Below are 15,598 nucleotides of genomic sequence, written 5' to 3' on the forward strand. Positions count from 1 at the left end.
CCGTCCCTCACCTCGTACGGTCGAGCGGCTGCATGAGCATCTCCGCGATCCGCTCCCGGGTGAGGCTCTGCGCCCGCGGGTCGTGCCGGGTGAGGAAGAGGGCGTTGAGAAGCTGGTCGGCGGCGAGCACCTCACCGGGTTCGCGCGCCAGGAATCTGCGGATCAGATCGGCGCCGCCCTCGACGCCGTCGATGCCGAGGTGGGCCTCGACCATGGCGGTCAGCTGCTCCTCGCCGGGCGGGTCCAGCTCCAGCTGGATGCAGCGGCGCAACAGCGGGGCGGGGAAGTCGCGTTCGCCGTTGGAGGTCAGGACGATCACCGGGAAGGAGGTGCAGGCGATCCGCCCGCCGTGCACGGCGATCCGGTCACCGTCGTGGGTGAGCACGTCCACCATGGGTTCGCGGTCGGCGAGCCGCTCCAGCTCCGGGATGGAGAACTCGCCCTCCTCCAGGGTGTTGAGCAGGTCGTTGGGCAGGTCGAGGTCGCTCTTGTCCAGCTCGTCGATGAGCAGGACGCGGGGCAGTTCGCAGGGCAGCAGCGCGGTGCCGAGCGGACCGAGCCGGATGTACGAGCCGATGCCGGAGGCGGTGGCGGCGGCCCCGTCCCCGCCTCCCGCGCGCTCCAGCTGGACGTCCTGCAGGCGGCCGATCGCGTCGTAGCGGTAGAGCCCGTCCAGGAGGGTGGTGCGGCTGACGATCGGCCAGCGCAGCACCCTGCCCAGGCCGAGTTCATGGGCGATCGCGTACGCCAGCGTCGACTTGCCGGTGCCCGGGTTGCCGGTGACCAGCAGGGGCCGGCGCAGATACAGCGCGGCGTTCACGGCGTCGACCTCGGCGGGGCGGGGCGCGTAGTTCTCGACCACGCGGCGGCGGACACCGAGGCGGCGGGCGCTGCTGGGATCCTCCAGGCCGGACTCCGAACCGTCCTCCGGGCCGGGATCCGCGCCGTACCGGGACGCCGCGAAGTCGCGCCAGGGCGGTGGTTCGGGCAACCGCTGGATGCCGTCGTGCGGCTGACCCACTCCACGGTAGATCCGCCAGTCGTTCACCTTGGGCTCCTCCCGGCTCTGGTGATCATGCAGCGGGCCCGGCCGGCCGACCATGAGGCTACCGCCCGCCGGCCGTGCCTGCCGAGGTTCGGTGCGCCCCGCATCCGGTTCCGGCCGGGGCAACACCCCTGATTTTCAAGCATTTTGACGGTGCGTCCGGTCGGCCCTGGGCGGTTCAGCCGCCGGGTGCCGCCAGCGGCGGCGGTCGCATGGCCTCCGTGCCGTACGGGGGCCGGTCCGGCGGGTCCAGCAGTACGGCGAGCTTGCCACGCAGGCCTTGAGCCCGGGCGGTGTCCGGGTCGGCCAGCCGTATCCGCAGGTCACGCACCGGGCCGTGCAGCCCGTCGGCCTGCTTGGCGAGTCCCAGCACCTGGGCGGCCTGGCGGTGGAAGTCCCCGCACTCGTCGTGATCGTGCCGGTCGCGGCGCCACAGCACCACCGAGTGCCCGGCCATCAGCGCGTCCTTCATCGCCGCCTGCCCCTCGCCGCTGCCCACGGGACCGCAGTACACCGGCACGCACGCGTCCCCCATCGCCGACAGGGCGCCGTAGTACGGGAGCTTGCCGCCGATCCGCGCCCCGGCGGGGTGGCCGTCGGCGGGGGGCCGCCCGTGCAGCGACTCGTGCGCCAGCGGCCCGCGGGTCGCGCCCCGCCAGCGGCGGCGCCACTCCGGGGAGGGCGGCCGGTGATGGCGCCGGACGTCCCGGATGACGACGGTCCGGCGCATCCCGAGCGGTATCGACCGCTCGTCCACGAAGTCGGCGTCGTCCACGAAGTCGGCGTCGTCACCGAAGTCGTTGTCGTCACCGTCGTCGTCCGAGTCGCCCTCGGAGCGGGCGGGAGGGCCGGCCCCGTCCGGCAGCAACTGCCACTCGTCCACCGGCAGATCGAACAGCTTGCTCGGCAGGAACACCTCGATCGCGGCCAGGTGCTCCCCGTGGTCGCCCTGGCTCAGCGCGAGGGCCAGCGGCCCCCGGAGCACCTCGGCCAGCTCCTCGGCACGTACGCCCCGGTCGTCGCCGTCGACCGGGGTGACGTCCTGGCCGTCGTAGAGCAGCTGCACGCTCCACGGGTAACGCCCGTCGTACATCGGCGCACCGACCTTGACGAGCACATCGGTACGGCCTTCGGCGGGCGGCTGGGGCGCGGTGGGATCGAGCTGCCCGGTCTCGATCGCAGGCAGGGTGTCCAAGGGACCGTCGGCGCGGCGGTCCTGATCGTCGTCGATGCCGACCATGCCACCTATGCCGTCCATGCCGTCCATGCCGTCCAGCAGGGCCCGGATGGCCTCGCCTACCGCCCAGTGGCGGTGGCCGTCGGCCTGGCCGGCGATCCAGTCGGCGAAGGCCCGCAGCCGTTCCGGCGCCACCTCGCCGGCCCGCTGCCGGGCGGTCCTGCGGGCCACCTTGGCCGCGTACAGCAGAACGGCGTCGAGGTCGACCAGCGTGCCACCGCCGCCCTGCTCAAGCGTGCGCAGCCCGTACAGCAGCCCGGCACCCTGGCGCCAGGTGCGTACGTTCTGGAGCACCGGCGACCGCAGCCGTTCGCCGCGCACCTGCTCCTTGACCTCGTCCACGAGGTGCACGATCTCGCCCGCTCCGGACGGTGGCGGCAGCTCTGCCAGGTGGCCGTGGAGCCGGGTCCGCAGCTCGGCGCCGATCCCGGAGGCGGGCGGCAGATACGCGGGCAGGGCGGCCTGGAGGACCGTCCAGTCCGGGTACGGCGACGGGGCGTCGAGCCGGCCGAGGTGGTGCCGGTCGTGCGCGCGCAGCACCTCGCGCACCACGCGGCCTCCGTCGCGCGTGTTCAGCAGCTCGTACAGCGCGGTGACGGGGACGACGAGCCCCTCCTCCCGGCCGCGCCCTTTGATCACGCCGACGACGGAGCCGTGCCCGAGGTCGAGCACCGGCCCACCGGACAGCCCGCCGATCGGCAGGCTCCCGGACAGCATCAGGAACGGGCCGTCGGCACCGGCGAGTTCCCCGGTGCCGTGCCGGATGCCCGGCTCACCGGTCTGCACCGACCAGCCGTAGAGCCCGACCGGGGTGCAGGCGCCCGGTTCCCGGTCGGCGAGCCACAGGCAGGGCACGTCGTCGGCACCGCTCACCCGGACCAGCGCGAGGTCGGGGAACGGCCACGGCTCGCGCAGCGCCTGCCCGGCGTCGGGCAGGGGCGTGACGAGGACGGCCGTCCCCTCGCCGGTGCGCTCCTCCCAGGCTCCGACGGCGGTGCGCTCCAGCCAGGTCACGCTCATCGCGCTCTCCCCTCGGCACACCGCGGCTCCCCCGTGCCCCACGACATGGGCGCAGGTCAGCATCCAGCCGGGGGCTACGAAGAACCCTGATCCCCAGTACGGGTCACGGTCCGTTGCATACCCGTTACGCGGTGCTCCGATGCGCGCGAGGGAGGGGCGCACCATCTCGCTGAAGGCGCTCATGCGCCATCGAGGTCCGGAGATCCGGGCGGTACGGCGCCACCGCCGGCCGTCGCGGGGTCGGCGCCGGGGGCCGTCGCGGCGGGTTCGGTCCAGGTCAGGGACACCGTCAGGGAGGACTTGCCGCCTCCCTGCCCGATGGCGCTCACGATCTTGCCGGACTGCGCCGTCAGTTCGATTCCGAAGCTGATGGACACCTCGACCGGGGCCGGGGTGTCCAGACCGGCGCGCAGGGAGCGCACGATTCCGCCCACCGTGCCGGCGAGTCCGTCCGCCATGTCGATGACCCGGTCCCCGAACCCGGTGTCCCAGTAGCCGCCCCCGTCCAGCGCGCTCCCGTCGGCCGCGCCGACCCTGGCCCAGACGACGGTCCCGTCGTCCAGCCGGATGCGTTCGACTCCTCCACCCATGACGCCCCCGTTCACCGAATGGGAGGAGAAGGCTAACTCCCGAGGAAGGAGAGAGGGAGGGGCTGCGGACGATACGGCTGATTACGTGCGTGATGCGCCTGGTCACACGTCTGGTTACGCGTCTTACGGCTTACTCGTCATCCTCGTCGTCCAGGCGGGCGAGCCAGGTGGCGAGCCGCTCGACGGGCACCTCGAAGTCAGGGTTGAGATCGACGAACGTGCGCAGCTGTTCGGCAAGCCACTCGAAGGTGACCTCCTCCTCGCCGCGCCGCTTCTCCAACTCCTCGATACCGCGGTCGGTGAAGTACATGGGGTGCGTCTCCTGCGTATACATCCAGACCGGCGGCGGTTCCGCCATCGGTGGGTCCAGGGACAAGCGTAGGCGCACGAGCCGCCCGCGCCCGCGCGTCCCCTCGCACGCCGGCCCCGGCGCCCCACGCGCCCGGCGCTCACGCGAAAGGGTGTCTTGACTTTCCCCGTCCGCGATATATCGTGAATCCCGGAAGACGCGATATGGCGTGTCGCGACTCCTGTCCGGCCGAGGAGGTCCCCATGCCCGAGTGGTCCGTCACCGAGCCCCAGAAGCTCACCTTCGACACCCCCGTGAGCGACCTGAACGTACGCATCGTCAACGGAACGGTGAACGTCGTGGGCACGGACGAAGGTTCCGCACGCCTGGAGGTCTCGGACATCGAGGGCCCACCGCTGACGGTCACCCAGAAGGGCGGCATCCTCACGGTGGCGTACGAGGACCTGCCCTGGAAGGGCTTCCTCAAGTGGCTCGACCGCAAGGGCTGGCGGCGCAGCGCCGTCGTCTCCCTCACGGTCCCGGCGGGCACACGCGTGGAGGTGGGCGTGGTGGGCGCCGCGGCGGTCGTCTCGGGCATCAGCGGCCCCGCGACGGTCAAGGGCGTCACCGGCGACACGACCCTGGTCGGCCTCTCCGGCCCCGTCCGCGCGGACACCGTGTCCGGGAACCTGGAGACCCAGTCCGTCACCGGCGAACTGCGCTTCAACTCGGTCTCGGGCGACCTGACCGTACTGGAGGGCTCCGGCCCCTCCGTGCGGGCCGACTCCGTCAGCGGCTCCATGATCATCGACCTGGACCCGGACGGCCCCACGGACGTCAGCCTGACCAGCGTCTCCGGCGAGATCGCCATCCGCCTGCCGCACCCGGCGGACGCGGAGGTGGAGGCGAACACGGCGAGCGGCACGATCTCCAACGCCTTCGACGGCCTGCGGGTGCACGGCCAGTGGGGCGCCCACAAGATCACCGGCCGCCTCGGCGCGGGCAACGGCAGACTGCGGGCCACCACGGTCTCCGGCTCGATCGCCCTGCTGCGCCGCCCGCCACGGGAGGACGAGGAGGACGCCGCCCGGGCCGCGTCCGGCCCGGGGGCCGACCCCGCGACCGGCACCGCGGCCACCCCGGGGGACAATTCCGTCTCCGGTCAGGATGCCGACGCCGCCGGCGTCCCGGCCGACGGCACGACCCACAAGAAGGTGCTCTGACATGCCCCCCGTCTTCGCCCACGGCCGCCTCCGCCTCTACCTGCTCAAGCTGCTCGACGAGGCCCCGCGCCACGGCTACGAGGTGATCAGGCTCCTCGAAGAACGCTTCCAGGGGCTGTACGCGCCCTCGGCGGGCACGGTCTACCCCCGGCTGGCCAAGCTGGAGGCCGAGGGCCTGGTCACGCACACCACCGAGGGCGGTCGCAAGGTGTACGCCATCACGGACGCCGGCCGCGCCGAACTGGCCGACCGCAGTGGTGAACTGGCCGACCTGGAGCTGGAGATCCGCGAGTCGGTCGCGGAACTCGCCGCCGAGATAAGGGCCGACGTGCGCGGCGCGGCCGGTGATCTGCGCCGCGAGATGCGCGCCGCCGCCTCCGAGGCCCGCCGGGGCGCGAAGGCGGGCGGCGCCGAGGCGGGCCCCTTCGCGGAGTACGGCGAGCTGACCGACAAGGAGGCCTGGCGGGCCGCCAAGGAGGAGTTTCGCCGGGTCAAGCAGGAGTGGAAGGAGCAGGCCCGCCGCGCCAAGGACGAGAGCCGCCGGGCCCGTGACGAGGCCCAGCGGGCCCGCCGCCAGGCCCAGGAGGCCCAGGCCGAGGCGCGCGCCCAGGCACAGGAGGAGATGCAGCGCATCGCCCGCCGGGTCCAGGACCACGTCCAGGACCACTTCACGCGCGGCGACTGGCCGACCGGCGTACGGGAGGGCCTGACCGAACTGGCCAAGGAATTCGGCGAGTTCGGAAAGGACTTCGGAAACGGCTTCGGGAGGGGGGCCAAGACGGACTTCGAGAAGGAATCCACCAAGGAGTCCGGGAAGGGATCCGCCGAGGAGTCCGGCAGGGACCGGGACTCCGGCCGCCCTGCCGGCGAGCCGGCCACGGCCACCACCCCCGGCGCGCCCCTCCCCGACTACTCCGCCACCCCGGAGGACTTCCCGGCCGCCTACGAACCGGCCTGGGCGCACGAGGACTCCACCGGCGACCCGGCCCGCGACCTGGACCGCCTGCTGGACCGCTTCCGCGACGACATCCGCGACGCGGCCCGCGACCACGGCGTCACCGCCGACCAGCTCCGCGACGCCCGCCGCCACCTGTCGACGGCGGCGGCCCACATCGGGGCGGCACTGCGCGCCCCGAAGCCCTGAGTCACCCTGTGGGGCGGGCCCGGCATTCCGGACCCGCCCGGGGACGTCAGAAGTTGGTGAGCACGATCTTGCCGAACTGCTCGCCGGACGCGAGCCGTTCGAAGCCCTCCCGGGCCCGGTCCAGCGGAAGCAGTTCGTCGATGACGGGCCGCACCCCGGCCGTGGCGCAGAAGGAGAGCAGTTCGGCCAGCTCCTCCTTGGAGCCCATGGTGGAGCCGACGACCTTCAGTTCTAGGAAGAAGATCCGGGTCAGCTCGGCGTGCGAGGGCCGGTCGCCGCTGGTGGCGCCGGAGATGACCAGCGTGCCGCCGGGCCGCAGCGACTTCACCGAGTGGGACCAGGTGGCGGCGCCGACCGTCTCGATGACGGCGTCCACCCGCTGCGGCAGCCGCGCTCCCGGCTCGACCGCCTCGACGGCGCCCAGCTCCAGCGCCCGCTTCCGCTTGGCCTCGTCCCGGCTGGTGGCGAAGACCCGCAGACCGGCCGCCTTGCCGAGCACGATCGCGGCCGTGGCGACACCGCCGCCCGCGCCCTGCACGAGGACCGAGTCACCGGGCCGTACCCCGGCGTTGGTGAACAGCATCCGGTACGCCGTCAGCCAGGCCGTCGGCAGACAGGCGGCCTCCGCGAAGGACAGCTCCTTGGGCTTGGGCAGGATGTTCCAGGTCGGCACGGCGACCTGCTCGGCGAAGGTGCCCTGGTAGCGCTCGGTGAGGATGGAGCGCGGCTCGTTCGGGCCGACGCCGTGGCCGGTCTGGCCGATGACGGAGTGCAGGACGACTTCGTTGCCGTCCTCGTCCACTCCGGCGGCGTCGCAGCCGAGGATCATCGGCAGCCGGTCCTCCGGGAGGCCCACGCCTCTCAGGGACCAGAGGTCGTGGTGGTTCAGGGAGGCGGCCCTGACATTGACCGTGCTCCAGCCGGGGCGGGCCTCGGGCGCCGGGCGCTCCCCCAGCTCAAGGCCGGAGAGCGGCTGGTCGCGGTCGATTCGGGCGGCGTAGACAGCGAACATGCAGCCGACGATAGGTGCGCAACGCAACGGACGGAACCACAGGTGCCTGTGACACACGCCCTCTTGCGCAAATCAACAGCCCGCCTCCCCAGTGACCCGAACCGGCGGGCGGGCAGGCGGGCAAAGAAAACGGCCCCGCCCGACCGGGCGGGGCCATTCACCACAACGTCAGAGCCGGGCAACGCCCTCGGCCCGGGCCGCAGCCGCGACCGCCGCGGTGACGGCCGGAGCGACGCGCTCGTCGAACGGCGACGGAATCACGTAGTCCGCGGCGAGGTCGTCCCCGACCACCGAGGCCAGCGCCTCGGCCGCCGCGATCTTCATGCCCTCCGTGATCCGCGTGGCCCGCACCTGAAGGGCGCCCGCGAAGATGCCGGGGAAGGCCAGCACGTTGTTGATCTGGTTCGGGAAGTCCGACCGCCCGGTCGCGACGACCGCCGCGTACTTGTGCGCGACGTCCGGGTGCACCTCGGGGTTCGGGTTGGCCATCGCGAAGACGAAGGCACCCTCGGCCATGGAGGCAACGGCCTCCTCCGGGACCGTACCGCCGGAGACGCCGATGAAGACGTCGGCGCCCGCCAGCGCGGTCTCCAGCGACCCGGTGATGCCCGCCTTGTTCGTGAAGGCGGCCAGCTCCCGCTTGACCGAGGTCAGGTCCTCGCGGTCGGCGGACACGATGCCCTTGCGGTCCGCCACCGCCACGTCCCCGATGCCGGCCTCGACCAGCATCTTCGCGATGGCGACACCGGCCGCGCCGGCGCCCGAGATGACGGCGCGCAGCTGCCCGATCTCGCGCCCGCTCAGCCGCGCCGCGTTCCGCAGCGCCGCGAGCGTCACGACGGCCGTACCGTGCTGGTCGTCGTGGAAGACCGGGATGTCCAGGCGCTCCTGGAGCCGGCGCTCGATCTCGAAGCACCGGGGCGCCGAGATGTCCTCCAGGTTCACACCGCCGAAGGACGGGGCGAGCCGGACCACGGTCTCGACGATGTCGTCGGCGTCCGTGCAGTCGAGCGCGATCGGCACGGCGTCCACGCCGCCGAACTGCTTGAACAGGATCGCCTTGCCCTCCATGACGGGGAGCGAGGCCCGGGGACCGATGTCCCCGAGTCCGAGCACGGCCGTTCCGTCGGTCACGACGGCGACCACGTTGGACTTCCACGTGTAGTCGTTGACCAGCTCCGGCTGCTCCGCGATCGCGGTGCACACGCGCGCGACGCCGGGCGTGTACGCGAGGGAAAGGTCGTCCTTGTCGCGGACCGGCACGGTGGCCTGCACGGCCATCTTGCCGCCACGGTGCAGCGCGAACGCCGGATCGATGGAATCGAGAGGCTCGGTGGCCCCGTCCTGATCCGTATTGTCGCTGCGAGGATTGACGGTCTCCGCTGCCACTTCGTTTTACCCCTTAGGTATGCATGATTTGAGGGTCGACCACTCCTGGTGAGGGGTGGGCGGGCACCGCGTACGGCCCGATTGCTGATACGTACAGGCCCTACGCGACGGGCGCGCCGCACACGCGCCCTGAGCCCCGGATGAGGGGTGTAAAGAACCTTCTTACCGGACGGACGGTGCCCACGACGAGTCCATTGGGTACAAGGTCACATCCTGGGATCCGAAAGCCACCGGAAGATGACGTGCCGCTGACGGGTGTACCGAGTCTCGAGTGATCGTCAAGACGACCGCGTGCGGGGCTCCTTGCCCATCACAGGCCGGTCACGCAGGGGGGTTCGAATGACGCAAAAGGCCCGACCCGGCACGCCCACATCGTGAGACACGCCGAAGGTTTTCCGGCAGGAAAGCTTGATTTCCGCAGATGTTCGGTGGCGATGGACCGAGGTTGTACCGACCTGCGCCGGTTCGGGGGTCACCCGTTATCCGATTTTGACATAGGAGCGCCCCTGAATGGCCTAGTCCGAATGGCAAGATGCCGTAAACACACGAGGTCGCGACACCCGAAGGTGCGTGTTCTCGTCGACCCATCGGCAACTCTTCCCACCAGCCGGAGGAACCCACGATGACCGCAAGCTCCACCCGTCGTACGACCGCCGCGCACTCCCGGCTAGCAGCGGTCGGTGCGATCGCGGTCGCGGGCGCCCTGGTACTCACCGGCTGCGGTGACCAGACGAAGAAGAAGAGCAACGACAACAGCTCTTCCGCCGCCAGCGCCCCGCTGGCGAGCAAGCTCCCGCAGGACATCCGCGACAAGGGCGTCATCAAGGTCGGTTCGGACATCGCGTACGCCCCGGTGGAGTTCAAGGACTCCTCCGGCAAGGCCGTCGGCCTGGACCCCGACCTCGGTGCCGCCCTGGGCAAGCAGCTCGGCGTGAAGGTCGAGTTCGACAACGGCACCTTCGACGGACTGCTCACCGGTCTGCGTTCGGGCCGCTACGACATCGCCATGTCCGCCATGACGGACAACAAGAACCGCCAGGAGGGCGTCGACCCGGACACGGGCAAGAAGGTCGGCGAGGGCGTCGACTTCGTCGACTACCTGACCGCCGGTGTCTCGATCTACACCCGCAACGGCGACACCAAGGGCATCCAGTCCTGGTCCGACCTGTGCGGCAAGAAGATCGCCGTCGAGCGCGGCACCGTCTCCAACGACCTGGCCAAGGCCGAGGCCAAGAAGTGCCCGAAGGGCAAGAAGCTCAGCATCGAGCCCTTCGACGACGACCAGCAGTCGCAGACCCGTCTGCGCTCGGGCGGCGTGGACGCGGCCTCCTCCGACTTCCCGGTCGCCGCGTACGCGGTGAAGACCTCCGGCGGCGGCAAGGACTTCCAGATCGTCGGCCAGCAGGTCGAGGCGGCCCCGTACGGCATCGCCGTGGCCAAGAAGGACACCCAGCTGCGGGACGCGCTCCAGGCGGCGATGAACGCGATCATCAAGAACGGCGAGTACCAGAAGATCCTCGAGAAGTGGGGCGCCCAGGACGGCGCCGTCAAGGAGTCCGTGATCAACGGCGGCAAGTGACCCGCGCATCCCGAGCGGCCACTGAGAGGCAACACCCGTGACTGACATCGACAAGACGGCCGGGGCGGACACCACGCCCCCGGCCGGCCCGGAGGCCATCAGGGCCATCCCGGTCCGGCACTACGGACGATACGTCTCCGCCGTCATAGCCATCGCGCTCCTCGTCGCGATCATCTACGCGTTCGGCCAGGGCAAGATCAACTGGCACGCGGTACCCGACTACTTCTTCGACCACCGGATCACGACCGGTGTCAGCAAGACCCTCCTGCTGACGGTCCTGTCGATGCTGATCGGCATCGTCGGCGGCATCGTCCTCGCGGTCATGCGCCTGTCGAAGAACCCGGTGACCTCGTCCATCGCCTGGTTCTACATCTGGTTCTTCCGCGGCACCCCGGTGCTGGTCCAGCTGTTCCTCTGGTTCAACCTGGGCCTGGTCTTCGAGTACATCAACCTGATGCCGTTCTACAAGGACTACTGGTCGAACTTCATGACGCCGCTGCTGACGGCGCTGCTCGGCCTGGGCCTCAACGAGGCGGCGTACATGGCGGAGATCTGCCGCGCCGGTCTGCTCGCGGTGGACGAGGGCCAGACCGAGGCCGCCCACGCGCTGGGCATGAGCCACAGCAAGACGCTGCGGCGGATCATCATCCCGCAGGCGATGCGCGTGATCGTGCCGCCGACGGGCAACGAAGTGATCAACATGCTGAAGACGACCTCGCTCGTGGCGGCCGTCCAGTATCCGGAACTGTTCCGATACGCCCAGGACATCGGCCAGAACTCCGGTGCCCCGGTGGAGATGTACTTCCTCGCCGCGGCCTGGTACCTGATCATGACCTCGGTGCTGAGCGTCGGCCAGTACTACATCGAGCGGTACTACGCCCGCGGCTCCAGCCGCCAGCTGCCGCCGACGCCGTGGCAGAAGGTGAAGGCCAACATGTTCTCCCTGGGCCGCCCGAGGGGAGCCGTGAGCGCATGAGCGACAACAACAAGCTCAGCAAGACGGACAGCACGGACACCCCGTCGGCCGCGCCGAGGGACAACAACGTCCCGATGGTCAAGTCCGAGGGCGTGCACAAGTCCTTCGGTTCCGTCGAGGTCCTCAAGGGCATCGACCTGGAGGTGAAGCCCGGCGAGGTGTTCTGCCTCATCGGCCCCTCCGGCTCGGGCAAGTCGACCTTCCTGCGCTGCATCAACCACCTGGAGAAGATCAACGCCGGGCGGCTGTACGTGGACGGCGAGCTGGTCGGCTACCGCCAGCAGGGCGACAAGCTGTACGAGCTGCGCGACCGCGAGGTCGCCATGAAGCGCCGCAACATCGGCATGGTCTTCCAGCGCTTCAACCTGTTCCCGCACATGACGGCTCTGGAGAACGTCATGGAGGCGCCGGTCCAGGTCAAGGGTCAGAGCAAGAGCGAGGCCCGGGAGCGGGCGCAGCAGCTGCTGGCGCGGGTCGGCCTGGCGGACAAGTCCGGGAACTACCCCTCCCAGCTCTCCGGCGGCCAGCAGCAGCGGGTGGCGATCGCCCGCGCCCTGGCGATGGAGCCCAAGCTGATGCTGTTCGACGAGCCGACCTCGGCCCTCGACCCGGAGCTGGTCGGTGACGTCCTCGACGTCATGCGCGACCTCGCCGAGTCGGGCATGACGATGGTCGTCGTCACCCACGAGATGGGCTTCGCCCGCGAGGTGGGCGACAGCCTGGTGTTCATGGACGGCGGTGTGGTGGTCGAGTCCGGCCACCCGCGCGACGTCCTGACGAACCCGCAGCACGAGCGGACGCAGTCGTTCCTGTCCAAGGTGCTGTAGTTCGGCGTGTGAGCGTGTGAGCGTGTGAAGGGGCGGTACGGGATCCTCGTACCGCCCCTTCGTCATGTCCGTCTACGCTTCATCTGCCCCTACGGCAACAGCTGCGGCTTCAGGGCCAGTTCGCGCAGCTGGGTGCGGGTGAGCGGGAACGACTTCAGCACCGGGCCGAGGGCTCCCTTGCCGGCGAAGCCGGTCCAGTCGCGGATGCTCACCAGCGTGCCGTCCTTCAGGAGCAGGGTGGCGTTCAACTCGGGACCGCTGTAGGCGGGCTGGACCGCCTTCTGCGCGGGCCACTGCCACAGGGTCAGCAGGCCTCCGCCGGAGACCTTCTCCTGGGTGCAGTTCTCCTTCCGGGGGCTCTCGTGGGGCATGGCGCACGGGGCCTTGTCGACGTTCTGGGCCTTCTTCACCACGCGGACCGTGATGAATCCGGTGCCCCCGCCGCGGGTGACCGCGTACTCCCCGTCGTAGGGCCCCACCTTCGCGACGCCGAGCGGCTTCGTCGTGCCCTTGATGATCTGTCCCAGCGACACCTCGCGAACCGTGCCGACGCCAGGGGGCAGCAGCTTCCCGAAGCCCGTCTCGGCGGCGGTCGGCGAGGCGGCCACGTTCTGGCCCTCCCGGCCGGGCAGCACGCCCGAGCCGAAGACGACTCCCGCCGCCACCGCCGCCGCCACCGCGCCGGTGGCCGCCGCGCGCCGGCCCCGGCGCACCCGCGAGGCCCGCGCGAAGACGCTCTCGCTCCCGCGCCCCGCCGGCACCGGGACGGTGTCGACCGCCCGGCCGAGCAGTTCGCGTACCGGCATGTCGTTGTCACTCATACGTGCTCCTCCAGCACCGCGGCCCGCAGGGCCGCCAGTCCTCTTGCCGTGTGGCTCTTGACCGTGCTCTCCCGCATCCCGAGCAGCTCGGCGGTGGCGGCCACGCTGAGGTCCTCCCAGTAGCGCAGCACGAGCACCGCCCGCTGTCTGGGCGCGAGTCCCGCGAGAGCGGCCCGGACCATCAGACCCGTGTCGCTGTCCACCGACCGGCCGGGCCGGTCGGGCAGTTCGCCGTAGGCCTGCTCGCGCCGCCAGAAGCGGCGGCGGGCCGAGATGAAGGTGTTGACCAGCGTCTTGCGCGCATAGGCTTCGAGGTTCTCCAGCCGCCCGTGCCTGCGCGCGCCGAGGACGACCTTCACGAGCGTCGTCTGGACGAGGTCCTCCGCCTCGTCGCGGTTGCCGCACAACAGGTAGGCGCTGCGGAACAGCGCCGTGCGCCTGCCCTCGACGAAGGCGTGCAGAGCCGCTTCCGCGCCCCGCGTCATCCCTCCCCCTTTCCGCCGGTCCACCGGAAACGGACCGTCTCACCCGTACCAGTGCGGTGGGGGACTGCCGGGGACGCAGCGGAGGCGGTACGAATTTCCGTACCGCGGCTCGGCGAAGCCGTTCCCCCGGACGCGTAATACCCTGAAGGCACGACCGTCTGTTACCACCGGCTGTTACCCGACCGCACTCCCGACCACAGAGCGCCCCGTAAGGAATACAAGTGGAACTGGCCTATTACTCGGATTACGCCGTGCGTCTCGTCAACAGCGAGGAGCCGGCCCGGGGCAAGGACTCGCTGACCTCGGTCGAGGCCGTCCGCGATCTGTTCGGCATCAACGCGACGGCGGCCCGCCGCGCCACGGACGCCGACGTCACACGCTTCCGCTCGGTCCGGGCCCGGCTGCGCGCGGTGTTCGAGGCGGCCGACAAGGGCGACGAGACGCTCGCCGTGGACCTGCTGAACTCACTCCTCCTGGAGTTCCCGGTCAGCCCGCAGATCTCCGGGCACGACCACCGCGACGAGGACGGCCGTCCCCTGTGGCACATGCACCTGGCCGACCACCCGTCCAACGCCACCGCGGGCTACGCGGCCATCGCGGCGATGGGCCTGGCCTTCCACCTGACCGAGTACGGCGTGGACCGCCTCGGCCTGTGCCAGGCGGCGCCGTGCCGCAACGCCTACCTGGACACCTCCACGAACCGCTCCAGGCGCTACTGCTCGGACCGCTGCGCGACCCGGGCCAACGTGGCCGCCTACCGGGCCCGCAAGCGCCTGGAGGCGGACAGGGGGGAGAACAGCGGCCTCGCGGCCGACAGTGCCCAGCGCAGCAGCGCCAGCAGCGAACGCTGATCGGCCCCGCGCGGACGGTACCGGAACCGGGCCGTGCCGAGGATCAGCTCCTCCGGCACCACCCCGTAGTCGGTGCTGTCCCCGCCCGCGTACGGATTGTCCCCGAGCACCCACCAGCCGCCCTCGCGCCGCTCCACGGCCCGCTTGACGACCAGCAGGTCCTGCTGGAACGGATGACGCAGGACCACGATGTCCCCCGGCCTGACCACGGCCCCGTACTGCAGCAGCAGCCGGTCCCCGTGATGGAGCGTGGGCACCATGGACGGGCCGGTCACCTCGGCCACTCCGAAGGGCGCCCCGGCCCTCCCCCGCTCGGTCTCCTGCGACAGCTCCGGCATCACCGGCACCTCCCCGGTCCGTTCCTCCACCAGTCTCAGTCTGACCCTGGACTTTTGTCCTAAGCCGTAGGGGGCACTCGCGAAAACCCGTGGCTCAGGGAGTAATGTCCCACCTGAGAAGACGATCACGAGGAAGGAATGCTCCATGCTTTCCCGCCTGTTTGCCCCCAAGGTCAAGGTCAGCGCGCACTGCGACCTGCCCTGCGGTGTGTACGACCCGGCCCAGGCCCGCATCGAGGCGGAGTCGGTGAAGGCCGTGCAGGAGAAGATGGCCGCCAACGACGACCCGCACTTCCAGGCGCGCGCCACCGTCATCAAGGAGCAGCGCGCGGAGCTGGCGAAGCACCACGTCTCCGTGCTCTGGAGCGACTACTTCAAGGCCCCGCACTTCGAGAAGTACCCGGAGCTGCACCAGCTGGTCAACGACACCCTGAAGGCCCTCTCGGCCGCCAAGGCGTCCACCGACCCGGCGACGGGCCAGAAGGCACTGGACTACATCGCCCAGATCGACAAGATCTTCTGGGAGACCAAGAAGGCCTGATCTTTCGATCACGCTGCTTGACCTGCGATTTCTTTGGTCGCCTGGTCTTCCTGCCCGCACCCGGTCCGCAGGCCGCCGAGCACGGCGTCCATGGCGGTCCGGGTGCGGTCTTTCTTGCGGCCTTGCGTTCGGCTGCCCCGCAAGGTTGAGCGAACTGTCTACGGAACGTGACCGACGCCCTGTCCAGCCCCCACGGCACCCTGCGCGTGACCGATGCCTTGCTATCGTTCC

Annotated in this window: 16 protein-coding genes; 7 read left to right on the forward strand and 9 right to left on the reverse strand. The window is 70.7% G+C overall.

The window, feature by feature from the left end; genetic code table 11:
* Positions 1-7 precede the first annotated feature (7 nt).
* The 4 genes from ACWD35_RS15755 to ACWD35_RS15770 all read right to left on the reverse strand — a co-directional run bounded on the left by ACWD35_RS15755 (position 8) and on the right by ACWD35_RS15770 (position 4,202).
* The gene (locus tag ACWD35_RS15755) at positions 8-1,048 is read right to left on the reverse strand and encodes an AAA family ATPase (protein ID WP_451351789.1); all 1,041 of its coding nucleotides are present in this window, start codon (positions 1,046-1,048) and stop codon (positions 8-10) included.
* A gap of 175 nt (positions 1,049-1,223) precedes the next feature.
* The gene (locus ACWD35_RS15760) at positions 1,224-3,485 is read right to left on the reverse strand and encodes a VMAP-C domain-containing protein (RefSeq protein WP_451351790.1); all 2,262 of its coding nucleotides are present in this window, start codon (positions 3,483-3,485) and stop codon (positions 1,224-1,226) included.
* Positions 3,482-3,892 carry a CU044_2847 family protein gene (locus ACWD35_RS15765; protein WP_451351791.1) on the reverse strand — a complete coding sequence of 137 codons (411 nt, stop codon included), beginning with the start codon at positions 3,890-3,892 and terminating at the stop codon, positions 3,482-3,484. The genes ACWD35_RS15760 and ACWD35_RS15765 overlap by 4 nt, the downstream gene beginning before the upstream one ends.
* Before the next feature lie 130 nt (positions 3,893-4,022).
* Positions 4,023-4,202 carry a DUF6104 family protein gene (locus ACWD35_RS15770; protein WP_003992906.1) on the reverse strand — a complete coding sequence of 60 codons (180 nt, stop codon included), beginning with the start codon at positions 4,200-4,202 and terminating at the stop codon, positions 4,023-4,025.
* A 242-nt stretch (positions 4,203-4,444) separates the two neighbouring features.
* Between ACWD35_RS15770 and ACWD35_RS15775 the strand changes: the two genes are divergently transcribed.
* A complete protein-coding gene (locus tag ACWD35_RS15775; protein ID WP_451351792.1) occupies positions 4,445-5,404 on the forward strand; it encodes a DUF4097 family beta strand repeat-containing protein in 960 nt (319 codons plus the stop codon).
* Position 5,405: 1 nt separating this feature from the next.
* Positions 5,406-6,548, forward strand: coding sequence for a PadR family transcriptional regulator (locus ACWD35_RS15780; RefSeq protein ID WP_451351793.1), 1,143 nt, complete (start codon positions 5,406-5,408; stop codon positions 6,546-6,548).
* A gap of 46 nt (positions 6,549-6,594) precedes the next feature.
* Here ACWD35_RS15780 and ACWD35_RS15785 read toward each other — a convergent pair whose 3' ends face one another.
* Both ACWD35_RS15785 and ACWD35_RS15790 read right to left on the reverse strand, forming a co-directional pair.
* Complete coding sequence (locus ACWD35_RS15785; RefSeq protein WP_451351794.1) at positions 6,595-7,560, reverse strand: zinc-binding dehydrogenase; 966 nt, start codon at positions 7,558-7,560, stop codon at positions 6,595-6,597.
* A gap of 168 nt (positions 7,561-7,728) precedes the next feature.
* Positions 7,729-8,949 (reverse strand): NAD(P)-dependent malic enzyme, encoded by a 1,221-nt coding sequence (locus ACWD35_RS15790; protein WP_451351795.1) that lies wholly within the window; start codon positions 8,947-8,949, stop codon positions 7,729-7,731.
* A 622-nt stretch (positions 8,950-9,571) separates the two neighbouring features.
* Between ACWD35_RS15790 and ACWD35_RS15795 the strand changes: the two genes are divergently transcribed.
* The 3 genes from ACWD35_RS15795 (at position 9,572) to ACWD35_RS15805 (ending at position 12,331) form a co-directional block, all read left to right on the forward strand.
* Positions 9,572-10,528 (forward strand): ABC transporter substrate-binding protein, encoded by a 957-nt coding sequence (locus tag ACWD35_RS15795; protein WP_451351796.1) that lies wholly within the window; start codon positions 9,572-9,574, stop codon positions 10,526-10,528.
* A gap of 37 nt (positions 10,529-10,565) precedes the next feature.
* Positions 10,566-11,504 carry an amino acid ABC transporter permease gene (locus ACWD35_RS15800; protein ID WP_451351797.1) on the forward strand — a complete coding sequence of 313 codons (939 nt, stop codon included), beginning with the start codon at positions 10,566-10,568 and terminating at the stop codon, positions 11,502-11,504.
* A gap of 74 nt (positions 11,505-11,578) precedes the next feature.
* The gene (locus tag ACWD35_RS15805; RefSeq protein ID WP_451352000.1) at positions 11,579-12,331 is read left to right on the forward strand and encodes an amino acid ABC transporter ATP-binding protein; all 753 of its coding nucleotides are present in this window, start codon (positions 11,579-11,581) and stop codon (positions 12,329-12,331) included.
* Positions 12,332-12,420: 89 nt separating this feature from the next.
* Here ACWD35_RS15805 and ACWD35_RS15810 read toward each other — a convergent pair whose 3' ends face one another.
* Both ACWD35_RS15810 and ACWD35_RS15815 read right to left on the reverse strand, forming a co-directional pair.
* Positions 12,421-13,152, reverse strand: a complete 732-nt coding sequence (locus ACWD35_RS15810; RefSeq protein WP_451351798.1) for a hypothetical protein — start codon at positions 13,150-13,152, stop codon at positions 12,421-12,423.
* Positions 13,149-13,637: a SigE family RNA polymerase sigma factor gene (locus ACWD35_RS15815; RefSeq protein ID WP_451351799.1), complete on the reverse strand. Its 489-nt coding sequence runs from the start codon at positions 13,635-13,637 to the stop codon at positions 13,149-13,151. The genes ACWD35_RS15810 and ACWD35_RS15815 overlap by 4 nt, the downstream gene beginning before the upstream one ends.
* 221 nt (positions 13,638-13,858) lie before the next feature.
* Between ACWD35_RS15815 and ACWD35_RS15820 the strand changes: the two genes are divergently transcribed.
* Positions 13,859-14,488, forward strand: a complete 630-nt coding sequence (locus ACWD35_RS15820; RefSeq protein ID WP_451351800.1) for a CGNR zinc finger domain-containing protein — start codon at positions 13,859-13,861, stop codon at positions 14,486-14,488.
* On the opposite strand, the gene sodX is transcribed toward ACWD35_RS15820, so the two are convergent.
* Positions 14,392-14,826, reverse strand: a complete 435-nt coding sequence (gene sodX, locus ACWD35_RS15825; protein WP_451352001.1) for a nickel-type superoxide dismutase maturation protease — start codon at positions 14,824-14,826, stop codon at positions 14,392-14,394. The genes ACWD35_RS15820 and sodX overlap by 97 nt on opposite strands.
* 145 nt (positions 14,827-14,971) lie before the next feature.
* Here sodX and sodN point away from each other — a divergent pair, with 145 nt between their 5' ends.
* A complete protein-coding gene (sodN, locus tag ACWD35_RS15830; RefSeq protein WP_100828187.1) occupies positions 14,972-15,367 on the forward strand; it encodes a superoxide dismutase, Ni in 396 nt (131 codons plus the stop codon).
* Positions 15,368-15,598: the final 231 nt, after the last annotated feature.

The organism is Streptomyces sp. NPDC002671 (genome assembly GCF_053592475.1).